The organism is Pseudomonas sp. LH21, assembly GCF_036549575.1.
In the GTDB taxonomy this organism is placed as follows: Bacteria; Pseudomonadota; Gammaproteobacteria; order Pseudomonadales; family Pseudomonadaceae; genus Aquipseudomonas; species Aquipseudomonas peradeniyensis.
Genome location: NZ_CP144367.1, coordinates 3,999,135 through 4,011,477, shown reverse-complemented (window position 1 = coordinate 4,011,477; position 12,343 = coordinate 3,999,135). Strand labels below are relative to the sequence as shown.

Genomic DNA, 12,343 nt, shown 5'->3' with positions numbered 1-12,343 from the left:
AGGCTTATGGACGATAACTACCGCGCGGCCGTCGATGCGGCCGCGATCTTTTCCGAAACCGACCTGCGCGGTTGCATCACCTACGTCAACCAGCAGTTCTGCAGCATCTCCGGCTACAGCCGCGAGGAACTGCTGGGGGCCAACCACCGCATCCTCAATTCCGGGTTGCACGAGCCGACCTTTTTCCTCGAGATGTGGCGCGCCCTGGCCGCGGGCCGGGTGTGGAAGGGCGAGATCTGCAACCGCGCCAAGGACGGCTCGCTGTACTGGGTGGACAGCACCATGGTGCCGCTGATCGACCCGCACACCGGCCAGGTGCGCAAGTACGTGTCGATCCGCTTCGACGTCACCGAGAAGCGCCAGTTGCTGCACACCCTGCAGTGGCGCGTGGGGCATGACGTGCTGACCGGCCTGCCGAACCGCGCCTACCTGTCCGACCTGCTCAACCAGGCCTTGGCGTTCTCCCGGCGGGAAAGTATTCCGTTGGCGGTGTGCATGCTCGACCTCGATGGCTTCAAGGCGGTCAACGACGGCTACGGCCATGCCACCGGCGACCTGCTGTTGGTGGAAGTCGCCCAGCGCCTGCAGAACATCCTGCGCGGCGGCGATGCAGTGGCGCGGCTGTCGGGCGACGAGTTCGTGCTGATCTTGCGCCATATCGAAGGCCCGCAGCAGTTGCATGCGGCGTTGCAGCGCATTCTCCAGGCGCTGGCCGCGCCCTATGTGGTGCGCGAGCAGTCGCTGAGCCTGAGCGCGAGCATCGGCGTGACCCTGTTCCCGCAGGATGACGAGGATGCCGACACCCTGGTGCGCCACGCCGACCAGGCCATGTACGTGGCCAAGCAGCGCGGGCGCAACCGCTACCACCTGTTCGACGTGTCCCAGGAGCTCGAGCTCAAGGCCACCCACCAGACCGTGGCGCGGGTGCGCCAGGCCCTGCGCCAGGGCGAGCTGTGCCTGCACTACCAGCCCAAGGTGAACATGCGCAGCGGCCAGGTGATTGGTTTCGAGGCGTTGCTGCGCTGGATGCATCCGTCCAAGGGGCCGGTACCGCCAGGGGAGTTCCTGCCTTTCGTGGAGCAGACCGACCTGATCGTCGAGCTGGGCGAGTGGGTCATCGACCAGGCCCTGACCCAGTTGCAGCAGTGGCAGCTGTCCGGGCGTGACTGGTCACTGAGCGTCAACATCGCCGCTCGCCAGCTGCAACGCGGCGACTTCGCCCAGCGCCTTGAGCGCCTGCTGGCGCGTCACCCCGGGGTGTCGCCCGGGCATCTGGACCTGGAGATCGTCGAGTCGGTAGCGATCGACAACCTGCCGCGGGTTGGCCGTTGCCTGGATGCCTGCCGAGCCCTGGGTGTGCGTTTTTCCCTGGACGACTTCGGTACCGGCTATTCCTCGTTGAGCTACCTCAAGCGCCTGCCGGCGCAGACCATCAAGATCGACAAGTCCTTCGTGCGCGACATCCTTCATGACCATGACGACCTGGCCCTGACCGGAGCGGTGATCGGCCTGGCGCGGGCGTTCGGGCGTGAAGTGATCGCCGAGGGGGTGGAGACTGTCGAACACGGGCGGGTGCTGATGGGGCTGGGCTGCGAGCTGGCCCAGGGTTACGGCATCGCCCGGCCGATGCCGGTGGAGGCGGTGGCGCAGTGGGTGGCGGACTATCGGCAGCCGCAGCAGTGGTGCTGAGCGTGCCCCTGCAGGAACGGACAAACCCATTCCTGCAGGGGGAGTGCCTGTTCACGCCTGCGGCGCCGTGCTCTTCACCGCCGCCAGCTCAGGATGCGCCACCAGCTTGTCGATATGCAGCTCGTCGTTGTTCATCCAGGTCTCGGTCAGCACCCGGTAATGCTCCATGTCGCGGCAGCGCATGCGCAGGCTGTAGTCGAAGTGCCCGCTGATCAGCTGGCACTCGTAGACCTGCGGGCAGGCGCGCACGGTGGCCTCGAAGGCCCGTTGCGCCGAGCGCCCGCTCTGGTTGGACAAGGCCACCAGCACCAGTAACGACAACCCGGGGGAGACCTGCTGCAGGTCGATGATTGCCCCGTAACCGCGGATCACCCCGCGCCGCTCCAGCTTGCGCACCCGTTCCAGGCAGGGCCTGGGGGTCAGGTGCACGAGGGTGGAGAGCTTCTCGTAGGTGATCCTTCCTTGGTGTCGCAGCACGTCGATGATCGCTTCGTCGATGCGATCCAGCGGTGCGGCGGCGGGGGTGATGGCCTTGGTATCCATATGCGGCGTGACTTCACTTCAGACGATTGGAGAGGAACTGCCGCAGGCGCTCGCTCTGTGGCCGGTCGAGGATCTCGGCGCTGCCGCTTTCCTCGACCAGGCCCTGGTGCAGGAACAGCACCTGGCTCGACACCTGGCGGGCGAACCCCATTTCATGGGTGACCATGAGCATGGTACGTCCTTCCTCGGCGAGCGTCTGTATCACCTTGAGCACTTCGCCGACCAACTCGGGGTCCAGCGCCGAGGTGGGCTCGTCGAACAGGATGATCTCCGGCTCCATCGCCAGCGCCCGGGCGATGGCCACGCGCTGCTGCTGGCCACCGGAGAGAAACGCCGGGTACTGGTCGGCGGCGCGGGCCGGCAGGCCGACCTTGTCCAGGTACTTGCGCGCCCGCGCCTCGGCTTCGCCGGCGCTGATGCCCAGCACCTTGCGCGGCGCCAGGCAGATGTTCTCCAGCACCGTCAGGTGGCTCCACAGGTTGAAGTGCTGGAATACCATGGCCAGGCGCGTGCGCAGGTTCTGCAGCTGGGCCACTGGCGGGGTGCCCTTGCTCAGGTCGAGGGTCTGGCCGTCGAGGGTGATGCTGCCGGCGTTGGGCTTTTCGAGGAAGTTGATGCAGCGCAGGAAGGTGCTCTTGCCCGAGCCGCTGGCGCCGATCAGGCTGATCACGTCGCCCTTGCGCGCCTGCAGCGAGACGCCCTTGAGCACCTGGTGCTCGCCGTAATGCTTGTGCAGCCCCTCGACGCTGAGCTTGGTGGCGCCGGCATGGGCGCGCGCCTGGGGAGCCTGTTCGAAGGTGGTGAGTGGCAGTGCGGTAGCGGTCATGGGTTCAGCCTCGTACAGGGTCAAGGAAGCGCATCCAGCGACGTTCGGCCACGCGGAACAGGCCGACCAGGGCGAAGGACAGCAGCATGTACAGCAGGGCGGCCACGCCGAAGGCCTGGAAGGTCAGGAAGGTCGCGGCGTTGGCGTCGCGGGCCACCTTGAGGATGTCGGCGACGGTGGCGGTGAAGGCCAGCGAGGTGGCGTGCAGCATCAGGATCAGCTCGTTGCTGTAGGCCGGCAGCGAACGGCGCAGGGCCGCCGGCAACACCAGGAACAGGTTGAGCCTCCAGCCACGCAGGCCATAGGCCTGGGCCGCTTCCAGCTCGCCGGCGGGCAGATTGCGGATGGCCCCGGCGAAGATCTCCACGGTGTAGGCGCAGGTGTTGAGCACGAACGCCAGCAGGGTGCAGTTGAGCGCGTTGCGGAAAAACTGGTCGAGCAGGGCATGCTCGCGCACCACCTGCAGGCCGTAGAGCCCGGTGTAGCAGATCAGCAGCTGGATATACAGCGGCGTGCCGCGGAACACGAAGGTGTACAGCTGCACCGGCAGGCGCAGCCAGGCATGGCGCGAGGTACGCGCCAGGGCCAGCGGCAGCGACAGGGCGAAGCCCAGCACCATGCTGGCCAGGAACAGCCAGAGGGTCATGGCCAGGCCCGACAGGCCGCTGCCGTCGTGGTACAGGTAAGCCAGGCCGTATTCCTGAAGGAGTTCGATCATCGCGCCAGCTCCTTGATGCCGATGTTGTAGCGCCGCTCCAGGTGCTTGAGCAGGCGGTTGGACAAGGTGGTGATGAGCAGGTACACCAGGCCCGCCAGGCACAGGAAGAACAACACGTCGTTGGTGCTCTTGCCGGCGTTCTGCGCGGCCTTGACCAGGTCGGCCAGGCCGATGATCGACACCAGCGCGGTGGACTTGAGCAGCACCAGCCAGTTGTTGCCCAGCCCCGGCAGGGCGAAGCGCATCAGTTGCGGGAACAGCACCAGCCGAAACCGCTGTGCCCGGCTCAGGCCGTAGGCGGTGGCGGCCTCCAGCTGGCCGACGGGCACGCTGAGGATGGCGCCGCGAAAGTTTTCGGTGAAATACGCGCCGTAGATGAAGCCCAGGGTGATGACCCCGGCGCCGAACGGATCGATCTCGACATAGTCCCAGCCCAGCGCCTCGGTGAGGTCGTTGAGCCAGATCTGCATGCTGTAGAAGATCAGCAGGATCAGCACCAGGTCCGGGACGCTGCGGATCAGCGTGGTGTAGAGGGTGGCCGGCAGCCGCAGCAGCCGGGATCGCGACAGCTTGGCGCTGGCGCCGATCAGGCCGAGCGCGAGGCTCAGCGCCAGCGACAGCAGGGCCAGCTTGATGGTCATCCAGGTGCCTTGGGCCAGCAGCGGGCCGAAGCCTTGCAGGCCGCTCGTGAGGAAGTCGTGCATGGGAGGGATCTCGCGGGGAGGCTATCGCGGGGCCAGCCCGCTCCCACAGGGGAAGGCGGGCGGCCTGCCGGGTCACTCGTTGTAGATGTCCAGGTCGCCGACGTATTTCTTCTGGATCTCGGCATAGGTGCCGTCGGCGTGGATCATGGCGATGCCCTTGTCGAGCAGGGCCTTGAGCTCGGGGTCGGTCTTGCGCAGGCCCATGGCGATGTCCAGCGGCAGTGTCGGGTCCTTGATCGCCGGGCCGCTCCTGAAGTCGGCGCCCTCGGGCTTGGAGAGGAAGTTCAGCTGGGCTTCGAGCTTGTCGGTGACGGTGGCGTCGAGGCGGCCGTTGAGCAGGTCGGCGTAGTTCTGGTCCTGGCCCTGGTAGGCCTTGACCTGCGCGCCCAGCGGCGCCAGCACGGCGCGGGCGTAGGCCTCCTGCAGCGAGCCCTGGAGCACGCCGACCTGCTTGCCCTTGAGCGATTCGGCGCTGTCGCCGAAGTCGGCCGACTTGCGCACGATGACCGAGGTGGGGCTGAGGAACAGGCGGTTACTGAAATCGATCTGCTTCAACCGCGCCGGGGTAACGGCCATCGACGACATGATGGCGTCGAACTTGCGGGCGCGCAGGGCGGGGATCATGCCGTCGAATTCGTTATGCACCCAGGTGCACTTGACCTGCAGCTTGGCGCAGATGGCATTGCCCAGGTCGATGTCGAAGCCTTGCAGGCTGCCATCGGCGGCGACGGATTCGAACGGTGGGTATTCGGGGAACACGCCGAAGCGGATCTCGGTCCACTCCTTGGCCTGGGTGAGGGTGGTGGCGCACAACGAGAACAGCAGCACGCCGAGGCGTTTTCGCATGGTGGGCATGGTCTTGGGTCCCTGGGTGTTGTTATTGGTAGTAGGGCGATTAGCGCGTGTAGGTCCGTCGGTGACTCATGGGTCGGGCTCAGAATGCGCGAGATAGACAGGTTTTTTGTGTCGTTTGCCTGCGCGTGGGCTGCCGGATTCGGCTGTAAAGTTTCTTTTTGCAGCCGAATCGGCTGTCCCGACAAAGATTTATGGAAGTGCGACAGCGGTTTCTGTCATTGGTACCGCCCAAGTGGCGTCCATTGGGCTTATGCGTACCCTGTAGGAGCGGCCTTGTGCCGCGAAAGGGCCGCATCGCGGCCCCAGGATCTCAATATTGAACACAGATTGCCGGGGCCGCTTTGCGGCCCTTTCGCGGCACAAGGCCGCTCCTACAGGGGGGCGGTCAGGCGGCGTTGACCTTACGTGCCGCCGCTTTGGGCTGCAGCAGGGCAAACAGATCCTTCGGATTCTCAAGCGCCGGCACCAGCGCGATATCGCGCCCGATGTCCAGCGCCCTGGCCACATCCAGCACATAGCGCAGCGCCGAGTAGTCCTCCAGGGCGAAGCCGACCGAGTCGAACAGCGTCACCTGTGCGGCACTCTCGCGCCCGGCAGCGATCCCCTCGACCACCTGCCAGAACTCGGTGGTCGGCGAGTCCGCCGGCATCTGCTGGATCTCGCCCTCGATCCGGCTCTGCGGTTCGTACTCGACGATCACCCGCGCCCGCTCGACGATGTCGCGGTGCAGCTCGGTCTTGCCCGGGCAGTCGCCGCCCACGGCATTGAGGTGCATGCCCGGCTCGATCATCCCTGGGGTGAGGATGGTGGCGTAGGCCTTGTCGGCGGTGACCGTGGTGACGATGTCGGCGCCGCGTACCGCCTCGGCCACGCTGTTGGCGATGATCAGCTTCAACTGTGGGAAGTCGGCCAGGTTGGTCGCCAGTTTCTCCGAGGCCTTGCGGTCGATATCGAACAGGCGAATCTCCTCGATGCCGAGCAGCGCATGGAAGGCGATGGCCTGGAACTCGCTCTGCGAGCCGTTGCCGATCAACGCCATGCGTTTGCTGTCCGGGCGCGCCAGGTAGCGGGCGGCCAGGGCCGAGGTGGCGGCGGTGCGGATGGCGGTGGTCAGGGTCATCTCGCTGAGCAGCACCGGCGCGCCGGTGTCGACATCGCCCAGGGCGCCGAAGGCCATCACGGTGAGCATCCCGTTGCGGGTGTTCTTCGGGTGGCCGTTGACGTACTTGAAGGCGTACAGGTTGGCGTCGGACACTGGCATCAGTTCGATCACCCCGTCCGCCGAGTGGTTGGCCAGGCGTGGGCATTTCTCGAAGTCGTGCCAGCGCAGGTAGTCCTGGCGGATGTATTCGGCCATCTCGGCCAGGCAGGTGGGCAATCCCTTGCGGTTGACCAGGTGAGCGAGGTCGTGCACGTCGATGTAGCGGGTCATGATGATTCTCCTTGTCGAGTCAGTGGCGCGAGGGCAGGTGGACTTCGGCGAGCATGCAGCGCGCGCTGCCGCCACCGATGCGTTCGATATGGTCGATGTTCACCACCAGTGGGTGACTGTGCCGCTCGACCTGGCGGCGCTGCTCGGCGTCGAGGGCATTCCAGGCGCTGCGCGACATGACCAGCAGGGAGCGGCCGTCACGGTCATGGACTTCGAGCATGTTGCCGGCGAAGTTCTCCAACTGGTCGAAGTTCAGCGCCAGCACCTGCTTGCCGGTATCGCGCAGCGAATGCTCCAGGGCGCGGCGTTCATCGTGGCGGGGCAGGGCGTCGAGGCAGGCCACGGCGAGCTGGCGGCCGACGTTCATCATCACGTTGCTGTGGTAGATCGGCGCCTGGCGGCGGTCGACGGCGTGGAACAGGCACAGGCGGTAGTCCAGGCGCTCGGCGAACTGGCGCAGGGCGTGTTCATGGGTGCGCCCGGAGTGGCAGGCGTAGCTGATGCGGTGTTCACGGTCCAGGACCATGCTGCCGGTGCCTTCGAGGAACAGATTCTGCTGTTCCAGCGGGCTCAGGTCGATGGTGCGCTGGATGGCGAAGCGCTCCTGCAGCACGCCCAGCACGCCCTTGCTGCGTTCCAGGCGGCGGTTCTCGCCCTCCATCGGGTACAGCACCAGGCTGCCATCGGCGTGGCTGCTCCACCAGTTGTTGGGGAAGATCGAGTCGGGCGTGTGGGGTTCGGGGGTGTCCTGCACCACCAGCACGTCGACGCCGTGCTGGCGCAGGGTGTCGACATAGCCGTCGAATTCTTCCAGGGCCTTCTCGCTGGCGGCCTGCGGGTCCGGCGGCGCCTGCTGGAAGCGGTTGTTGGCGGCGGTGTCGGGGTTGAAGGCGAACCGCGCCGGGCGAATCATGAGGACGGTATTTGTTGTTTGCATTGGGCACGCATCCACGGGTGGGCTGTGTGACCATTGTCAGAGGGATCGCGAGGCAATCCCGGCTGAAGCGCGGGGGGGCGGCAGCCGGTCCAGCTGAAATGGCTAGCTTGGCAGCGGAATCTGCTGATATCGCACTAGTGGGAGCGGGCTTGCCCCGCGATGGCGTCGGCAGCCCCATCGCCATCGCGGGGCAAGCCCGCTCCCACGAGGATGAAATGCGCAAATGAAAACGGCGCCTCGAGAGGCGCCGTTGCGTCATTGCCGGAACAACCTACTTGTGCAGCTCTTCAGCCGCATACAGGGTGTTCTCCAGCAGGCAGGCGCGGGTCATCGGGCCCACGCCGCCCGGCACCGGGGTGATCCAGCCGGCGCGGGGCAGGGCGGTCTCGTAGACCACGTCGCCGACCAGCTTGCCGTCGTCCTGGCGGTTGATGCCGACGTCGATGACGATGGCGCCTTCCTTGACCCACTCACCCTTGACCAGGCCCGGCTTGCCGGCGGCGACCACCACCAGGTCGGCGCGGCCGACGTGGCCGGCCAGGTCCTTGGTGAAGCGGTGGCAGACGGTGACGGTGCAGCCGGCCAGCAGCAGTTCCATGGCCATCGGCCGGCCGACGATGTTGGACGCGCCGACGATTACCGCGTTCATGCCGTACAGGTCCTGGCCGGTGCTGTGCAGCAGGGTCATGATGCCCTTCGGCGTGCACGGGCGCAGCAGCGGGATGCGCTGGGCCAGACGGCCGATGTTGTAGGGGTGGAAACCGTCCACGTCCTTGTCCGGGCGGATGCGCTCGAGCAGCAGGGAGGCGTCCAGGTGCTCAGGCAGCGGCAACTGCAGCAGGATGCCGTCGACGGCCGGGTCATCGTTGAGGCGATCGATCAGGTCGGTCAGGGCTTGCTGCGTGGTCTCGCTGGGCAGGTCGAACGCCTGGGAGATGAAGCCGACCTCTTCGCAGTCCTTGCGCTTGTGCGAGACATAGACTTGGGAGGCCGGGTCGGTGCCGACCAGGATCACCGCCAGGCCTGGCGTGCGCAGGCCCTGCTGGCGGCGCTCGGCGACACGTTGGGCGATCTGCTGGCGCAGGTTGGCGGCGATCGCCTTGCCATCGATTAGGTGTGCAGTCATAGACGCGTGATTAACCATCGAGAAGGGAACATATATAAGAAGCGCGCATTCTCGCACGACATGGCCCAAGGGCAAAGGCGCGTGGTCGGGCAAATCCCCTAACCCCTTCAATAATTTAAATTTTTTTGCGAAAGGTGTTGACGACCTGCAGGGTCGCCTATAAGATTCGCCGCACTTGTCGGGCACTGCCTGGCACGGGTTGGCAAAGTCGGGCAGAATAAGCGGTTAGTTTGTTCGGCTGGACTGTAAGCTTAAGCGCCCGTAGCTCAGCTGGATAGAGCATCCGCCTTCTAAGCGGATGGTCGCAGGTTCGAGTCCTGCCGGGTGCGCCATCAAGGCCTGGGCAAGTAAGCAGTACCGCAATATGGTGGGCGTAGCTCAGTTGGTAGAGCGCCGGATTGTGATTCCGGTTGTCGTGGGTTCGATTCCCATCGTCCACCCCAGATTCTGCAGGGGCGCCTCGATTGAATGATCCGGCGCCTTTGTTTTTGAGTTTCATGCGGACGTGGTGAAATTGGTAGACACACTGGATTTAGGTTCCAGCGGCGCAAGCTGTAAGAGTTCGAGTCTCTTCGTCCGCACCATGTTTCTGTAAGGCTGTACCGCAACACTGCATTATGGTGGGCGTAGCTCAGTTGGTAGAGCGCCGGATTGTGATTCCGGTTGTCGTGGGTTCGATTCCCATCGTCCACCCCATATTTGAAGAAGGCGCCCGGATCGGATGATCGGGCGCCTTTTTCGTTTTCGCCGTACGGCCCTCGTGGCTACTGGTGGTGGAGCGATAAAAGCTGATAGATTTCAGCCGGTTGAAGGGCTGGCCGAGATGCCGGTAGAGGAATAGCGCAGATGATCGCAAAAGAAGCGCGCCAGGCCCTGGCGCTGCAACGTTTCGCCGAGGCCAATCCGCAGCTGCTCGAGGAGATCCGCGAGCTGGATGCCCGTGAGCAGGCCCAGCAGATCGAGTGGGCGTTCGAGGATGCGGCGCAGGAGCAGGGTGTCGAGCCCTGGGAATATGCCTTGCAGCTGATCGCCGAGTCGCCGGAGCAACTGCAGGCCATGCGCCTGGAGACGCATCGCGAGGTGGCCGAGGCGCTGGGCATGGCCTGGGAAGAATACTGCCAGTTCAACGACCTCGATCCGCAGTAAGGTGGACGATCGTTCTGGCTGTTGTTTGTTTGACAAGGTTTTACAACCGCGCACGTCACAAGGGCCTGCGCGGCCGTGAATGAGACAGGCTCGACGCCAAGGCGGGCGGGCCTTTCAAGGAAATCGACCGGCGCGGTCCGCCGACAATCCGGGTGGGGTGACTTCTGCTTGATGAGTCACTAGAATGTTTGCCCTTGATTCTGGAGTCGGGCTATCGCCGGCTAACGTCTGTGCAACGAGGAATATCCATGCAAGTTTCTGTTGAAAACACTTCCGCTCTCGAGCGCCGCATGACCATCGCCGTTCCGGCCGAGCGCGTCGAGAACGAAGTCAACAAGCGTCTGCAGCAGACTGCCAAGCGCGCCAAGGTTGCCGGCTTCCGTCCGGGCAAGGTGCCAATGAGCGTGATCCGCCAGCGTTTCGAGGCCGATGCCCGCCAAGAGGCCTTCGGTGATCTGGTCCAGGCTTCCTTCTACGAAGCCATCGTCGAGCAGAAGCTGAACCCGGCTGGCGCACCTGCCGTCGAGCCAAAGTCGTTCGAGAAGGGCAAGGACCTCGAGTTCGTCGCCATCTTCGAAGTCTTCCCTGAGTTCACCGTTGCCGGTTTCGAGTCGATCGCCGTCGAGCGCCTGAGCGCCGAAGTGGCTGACGCCGACCTGGACAACATGCTGGAAGTCCTGCGCAAGCAGAACACCCGTTTCGAGGCCGTCGAGCGCGCCGCGGCGAACGACGACCAGGTCAACATCGACTTCGTCGGCAAGATCGATGGTGAAGCCTTCGCCGGTGGTTCGGCCAAGGGCACCCAGCTGGTGCTGGGTTCCGGCCGCATGATCCCGGGCTTCGAAGAAGGCCTGGTCGGTGCCAAGGCTGGTGAAGAGCGCGTGGTCAACGTGACCTTCCCAGAGGACTACCAGAACCTCGACCTGGCTGGCAAAGCCGCCGAGTTCACCATCACCGTCAACAGCGTTTCCGCCCCAGTGCTGCCTGAGCTGAACGAAGCCTTCTTCGCCCAGTTCGGCATCAAGGAATCGACCCTGGAAGGTTTCCGCGCCGAAGTTCGCAAGAACATGGAGCGTGAGCTGCGCCAGGCCATCAAGGCCAAGGTCAAGAACCAGGTCATGGACGGTCTGCTGGCTGCCAACCCGGTCGACGTGCCGAAAGCCCTGCTGGAAAACGAAGTCAACCGTCTGCGCGTGCAGGCCGTCCAGCAGTTCGGTGGCAACATCAAGCCTGACCAACTGCCGGCCGAGCTGTTCGAAGAGCAGGCCAAGCGCCGCGTCGTGCTGGGCCTGATCGTCGCCGAAGTGGTCAAGCAGTTCGACCTGAAGCCGGACGAAGCCAAGGTTCGCGAAGTCATCGAAGAGATGGCCTCGGCCTACCAGGAGCCTGAGCAGGTCATCGCCTGGTACTACAAGAACGACCAGCAACTGAACGAAGTCCGTTCGGTTGTGCTGGAAGAGCAAGTTGTAGATACTGTCCTGCAGAAAGCGACTGTGACCGACAAATCGGTCTCGTACGAAGAAGCCGTCAAACCAGCACAGGCTCCTGCCGCCGCTGAGTAACAGGCTACTCTCGTAGGAAACCCCCACAAGCCAGCCTTCGCGCTGGCTTGTGCGTATTCAAGCCATGACTATTTGGGAGCGAGTGCAGGACATGTCCCGCAATTCTTATATTCAGCAAAGCTCTGACATCCAGGCCGCAGGCGGCCTGGTCCCGATGGTTATCGAGCAGTCCGCCCGTGGCGAACGTGCCTACGACATCTACTCGCGCCTCCTCAAGGAGCGCGTGATCTTCCTGGTCGGCCCCGTAGAAGACTACATGGCCAACCTGGTGGTGGCGCAGCTATTGTTCCTTGAGGCGGAAAACCCGGACAAGGATATCCATCTTTATATCAACTCCCCGGGCGGCTCGGTAACTGCCGGCATGTCGATCTACGACACCATGCAGTTCATCAAGCCGGACGTCTCGACCATCTGCATCGGCCAGGCCTGCAGCATGGGCGCCTTCCTGCTCGCGGCCGGTGCCGCCGGCAAGCGCCACTGCCTGCCCAACTCGCGGGTGATGATTCACCAGCCGCTGGGCGGCTTCCAGGGCCAGGCGACCGACATCGAGATCCACGCCCAGGAAATCCTCAACATCAAGGCGCGCCTGAACGAGCTGCTGGCCCATCACACCGGCCAGGACCTCGAGACCATCAAGCGCGACACCGAGCGCGACAACTTCATGAGCGCCGCGCGCGCGGCCGAGTACGGCCTGATCGACTCGGTCTACGACAAGCGGCAACTGGCATCCTGAAGCAATGCGCCAGAGCGCGCGGGCGCGGATTGCGCCCGTGCGCGGACTTGAAAAAGCCAGCGATTGCCTTCA

The 12,343-nt window shown here is 64.5% G+C and carries 12 protein-coding genes and 4 tRNA genes; 8 read left to right on the top strand and 8 right to left on the bottom strand.

Going from position 1 to position 12,343, the window contains the following annotated elements:
• Positions 1 to 6 precede the first annotated feature (6 nt).
• Positions 7 to 1,689 carry a putative bifunctional diguanylate cyclase/phosphodiesterase gene (locus VUG52_RS18195; protein WP_050705040.1) on the top strand — a complete coding sequence of 561 codons (1,683 nt, stop codon included), beginning with the start codon at positions 7 to 9 and terminating at the stop codon, positions 1,687 to 1,689.
• Positions 1,690 to 1,740: 51 nt separating this feature from the next.
• Here the strand turns inward: VUG52_RS18195 and VUG52_RS18190 are convergent, their stop codons facing one another.
• From VUG52_RS18190 to folD, 8 genes are all read right to left on the bottom strand, one after another.
• The gene (locus VUG52_RS18190) at positions 1,741 to 2,232 is read right to left on the bottom strand and encodes an Lrp/AsnC family transcriptional regulator (RefSeq protein WP_050705041.1); all 492 of its coding nucleotides are present in this window, start codon (positions 2,230 to 2,232) and stop codon (positions 1,741 to 1,743) included.
• 13 nt (positions 2,233 to 2,245) lie between these two features.
• Complete coding sequence (locus VUG52_RS18185) at positions 2,246 to 3,058, bottom strand: ABC transporter ATP-binding protein (RefSeq protein ID WP_052896422.1); 813 nt, start codon at positions 3,056 to 3,058, stop codon at positions 2,246 to 2,248.
• A 4-nt stretch (positions 3,059 to 3,062) separates the two neighbouring features.
• On the bottom strand, positions 3,063 to 3,776 hold the full coding sequence (locus tag VUG52_RS18180) for an ABC transporter permease (RefSeq protein ID WP_050705042.1): 714 nt from the start codon (positions 3,774 to 3,776) through the stop codon (positions 3,063 to 3,065).
• Positions 3,773 to 4,480 carry an ABC transporter permease gene (locus tag VUG52_RS18175; protein WP_262950460.1) on the bottom strand — a complete coding sequence of 236 codons (708 nt, stop codon included), beginning with the start codon at positions 4,478 to 4,480 and terminating at the stop codon, positions 3,773 to 3,775. Before VUG52_RS18175 ends, VUG52_RS18180 begins: the two co-directional genes overlap by 4 nt.
• A 72-nt stretch (positions 4,481 to 4,552) precedes the next feature.
• Positions 4,553 to 5,335, bottom strand: a complete 783-nt coding sequence (locus VUG52_RS18170; protein ID WP_050705044.1) for an ABC transporter substrate-binding protein — start codon at positions 5,333 to 5,335, stop codon at positions 4,553 to 4,555.
• Between the two features lie 385 nt (positions 5,336 to 5,720).
• Positions 5,721 to 6,767 carry an ornithine cyclodeaminase gene (locus VUG52_RS18165; RefSeq protein ID WP_050705045.1) on the bottom strand — a complete coding sequence of 349 codons (1,047 nt, stop codon included), beginning with the start codon at positions 6,765 to 6,767 and terminating at the stop codon, positions 5,721 to 5,723.
• 19 nt (positions 6,768 to 6,786) lie between these two features.
• Positions 6,787 to 7,704, bottom strand: coding sequence for a citrulline utilization hydrolase CtlX (gene ctlX, locus VUG52_RS18160; protein ID WP_050705046.1), 918 nt, complete (start codon positions 7,702 to 7,704; stop codon positions 6,787 to 6,789).
• Between the two features lie 271 nt (positions 7,705 to 7,975).
• Entirely contained in the window at positions 7,976 to 8,830 is an 855-nt protein-coding gene (gene folD / locus VUG52_RS18155; RefSeq protein WP_050705047.1) for a bifunctional methylenetetrahydrofolate dehydrogenase/methenyltetrahydrofolate cyclohydrolase FolD, read from the bottom strand.
• A 255-nt stretch (positions 8,831 to 9,085) separates the two neighbouring features.
• Between folD and VUG52_RS18150 the strand changes: the two genes are divergently transcribed.
• The 7 genes from VUG52_RS18150 (at position 9,086) to clpP (ending at position 12,271) form a co-directional block, all read left to right on the top strand.
• Positions 9,086 to 9,162 (top strand) — tRNA-Arg (locus VUG52_RS18150).
• A 35-nt stretch (positions 9,163 to 9,197) separates the two neighbouring features.
• Positions 9,198 to 9,273, top strand: a tRNA-His gene (locus VUG52_RS18145).
• Between the two features lie 56 nt (positions 9,274 to 9,329).
• Positions 9,330 to 9,414 (top strand) — tRNA-Leu (locus VUG52_RS18140).
• 36 nt (positions 9,415 to 9,450) lie between these two features.
• Positions 9,451 to 9,526: transfer RNA gene (locus VUG52_RS18135), tRNA-His, on the top strand.
• Positions 9,527 to 9,676: 150 nt separating this feature from the next.
• On the top strand, positions 9,677 to 9,976 hold the full coding sequence (locus VUG52_RS18130; protein ID WP_028692638.1) for a DUF6388 family protein: 300 nt from the start codon (positions 9,677 to 9,679) through the stop codon (positions 9,974 to 9,976).
• 248 nt (positions 9,977 to 10,224) lie between these two features.
• Positions 10,225 to 11,538, top strand: a complete 1,314-nt coding sequence (tig, locus tag VUG52_RS18125; RefSeq protein ID WP_050705048.1) for a trigger factor — start codon at positions 10,225 to 10,227, stop codon at positions 11,536 to 11,538.
• A 91-nt stretch (positions 11,539 to 11,629) separates the two neighbouring features.
• On the top strand, positions 11,630 to 12,271 hold the full coding sequence (clpP, locus tag VUG52_RS18120; protein WP_043213484.1) for an ATP-dependent Clp endopeptidase proteolytic subunit ClpP: 642 nt from the start codon (positions 11,630 to 11,632) through the stop codon (positions 12,269 to 12,271).
• Positions 12,272 to 12,343 lie beyond the last annotated feature (72 nt).

Bases quoted from the DNA above. Each gene is read 5' to 3' on its own strand.
- VUG52_RS18195 (WP_050705040.1), top strand. From the start codon at position 7: ATGGACGATAACTACCGCGCGGCCGTCGATGCGGCCGCGATCTTTTCC.
- VUG52_RS18190 (WP_050705041.1), bottom strand. From the start codon at position 2,232: ATGGATACCAAGGCCATCACCCCCGCCGCCGCACCGCTGGATCGCATC.
- VUG52_RS18185 (WP_052896422.1), bottom strand. From the start codon at position 3,058: ATGACCGCTACCGCACTGCCACTCACCACCTTCGAACAGGCTCCCCAG.
- VUG52_RS18180 (WP_050705042.1), bottom strand. From the start codon at position 3,776: ATGATCGAACTCCTTCAGGAATACGGCCTGGCTTACCTGTACCACGAC.
- VUG52_RS18175 (WP_262950460.1), bottom strand. From the start codon at position 4,480: ATGCACGACTTCCTCACGAGCGGCCTGCAAGGCTTCGGCCCGCTGCTG.
- VUG52_RS18170 (WP_050705044.1), bottom strand. From the start codon at position 5,335: ATGCCCACCATGCGAAAACGCCTCGGCGTGCTGCTGTTCTCGTTGTGC.
- VUG52_RS18165 (WP_050705045.1), bottom strand. From the start codon at position 6,767: ATGACCCGCTACATCGACGTGCACGACCTCGCTCACCTGGTCAACCGC.
- ctlX (WP_050705046.1), bottom strand. From the start codon at position 7,704: ATGCAAACAACAAATACCGTCCTCATGATTCGCCCGGCGCGGTTCGCC.
- folD (WP_050705047.1), bottom strand. From the start codon at position 8,830: ATGACTGCACACCTAATCGATGGCAAGGCGATCGCCGCCAACCTGCGC.
- VUG52_RS18130 (WP_028692638.1), top strand. From the start codon at position 9,677: ATGATCGCAAAAGAAGCGCGCCAGGCCCTGGCGCTGCAACGTTTCGCC.
- tig (WP_050705048.1), top strand. From the start codon at position 10,225: ATGCAAGTTTCTGTTGAAAACACTTCCGCTCTCGAGCGCCGCATGACC.
- clpP (WP_043213484.1), top strand. From the start codon at position 11,630: ATGTCCCGCAATTCTTATATTCAGCAAAGCTCTGACATCCAGGCCGCA.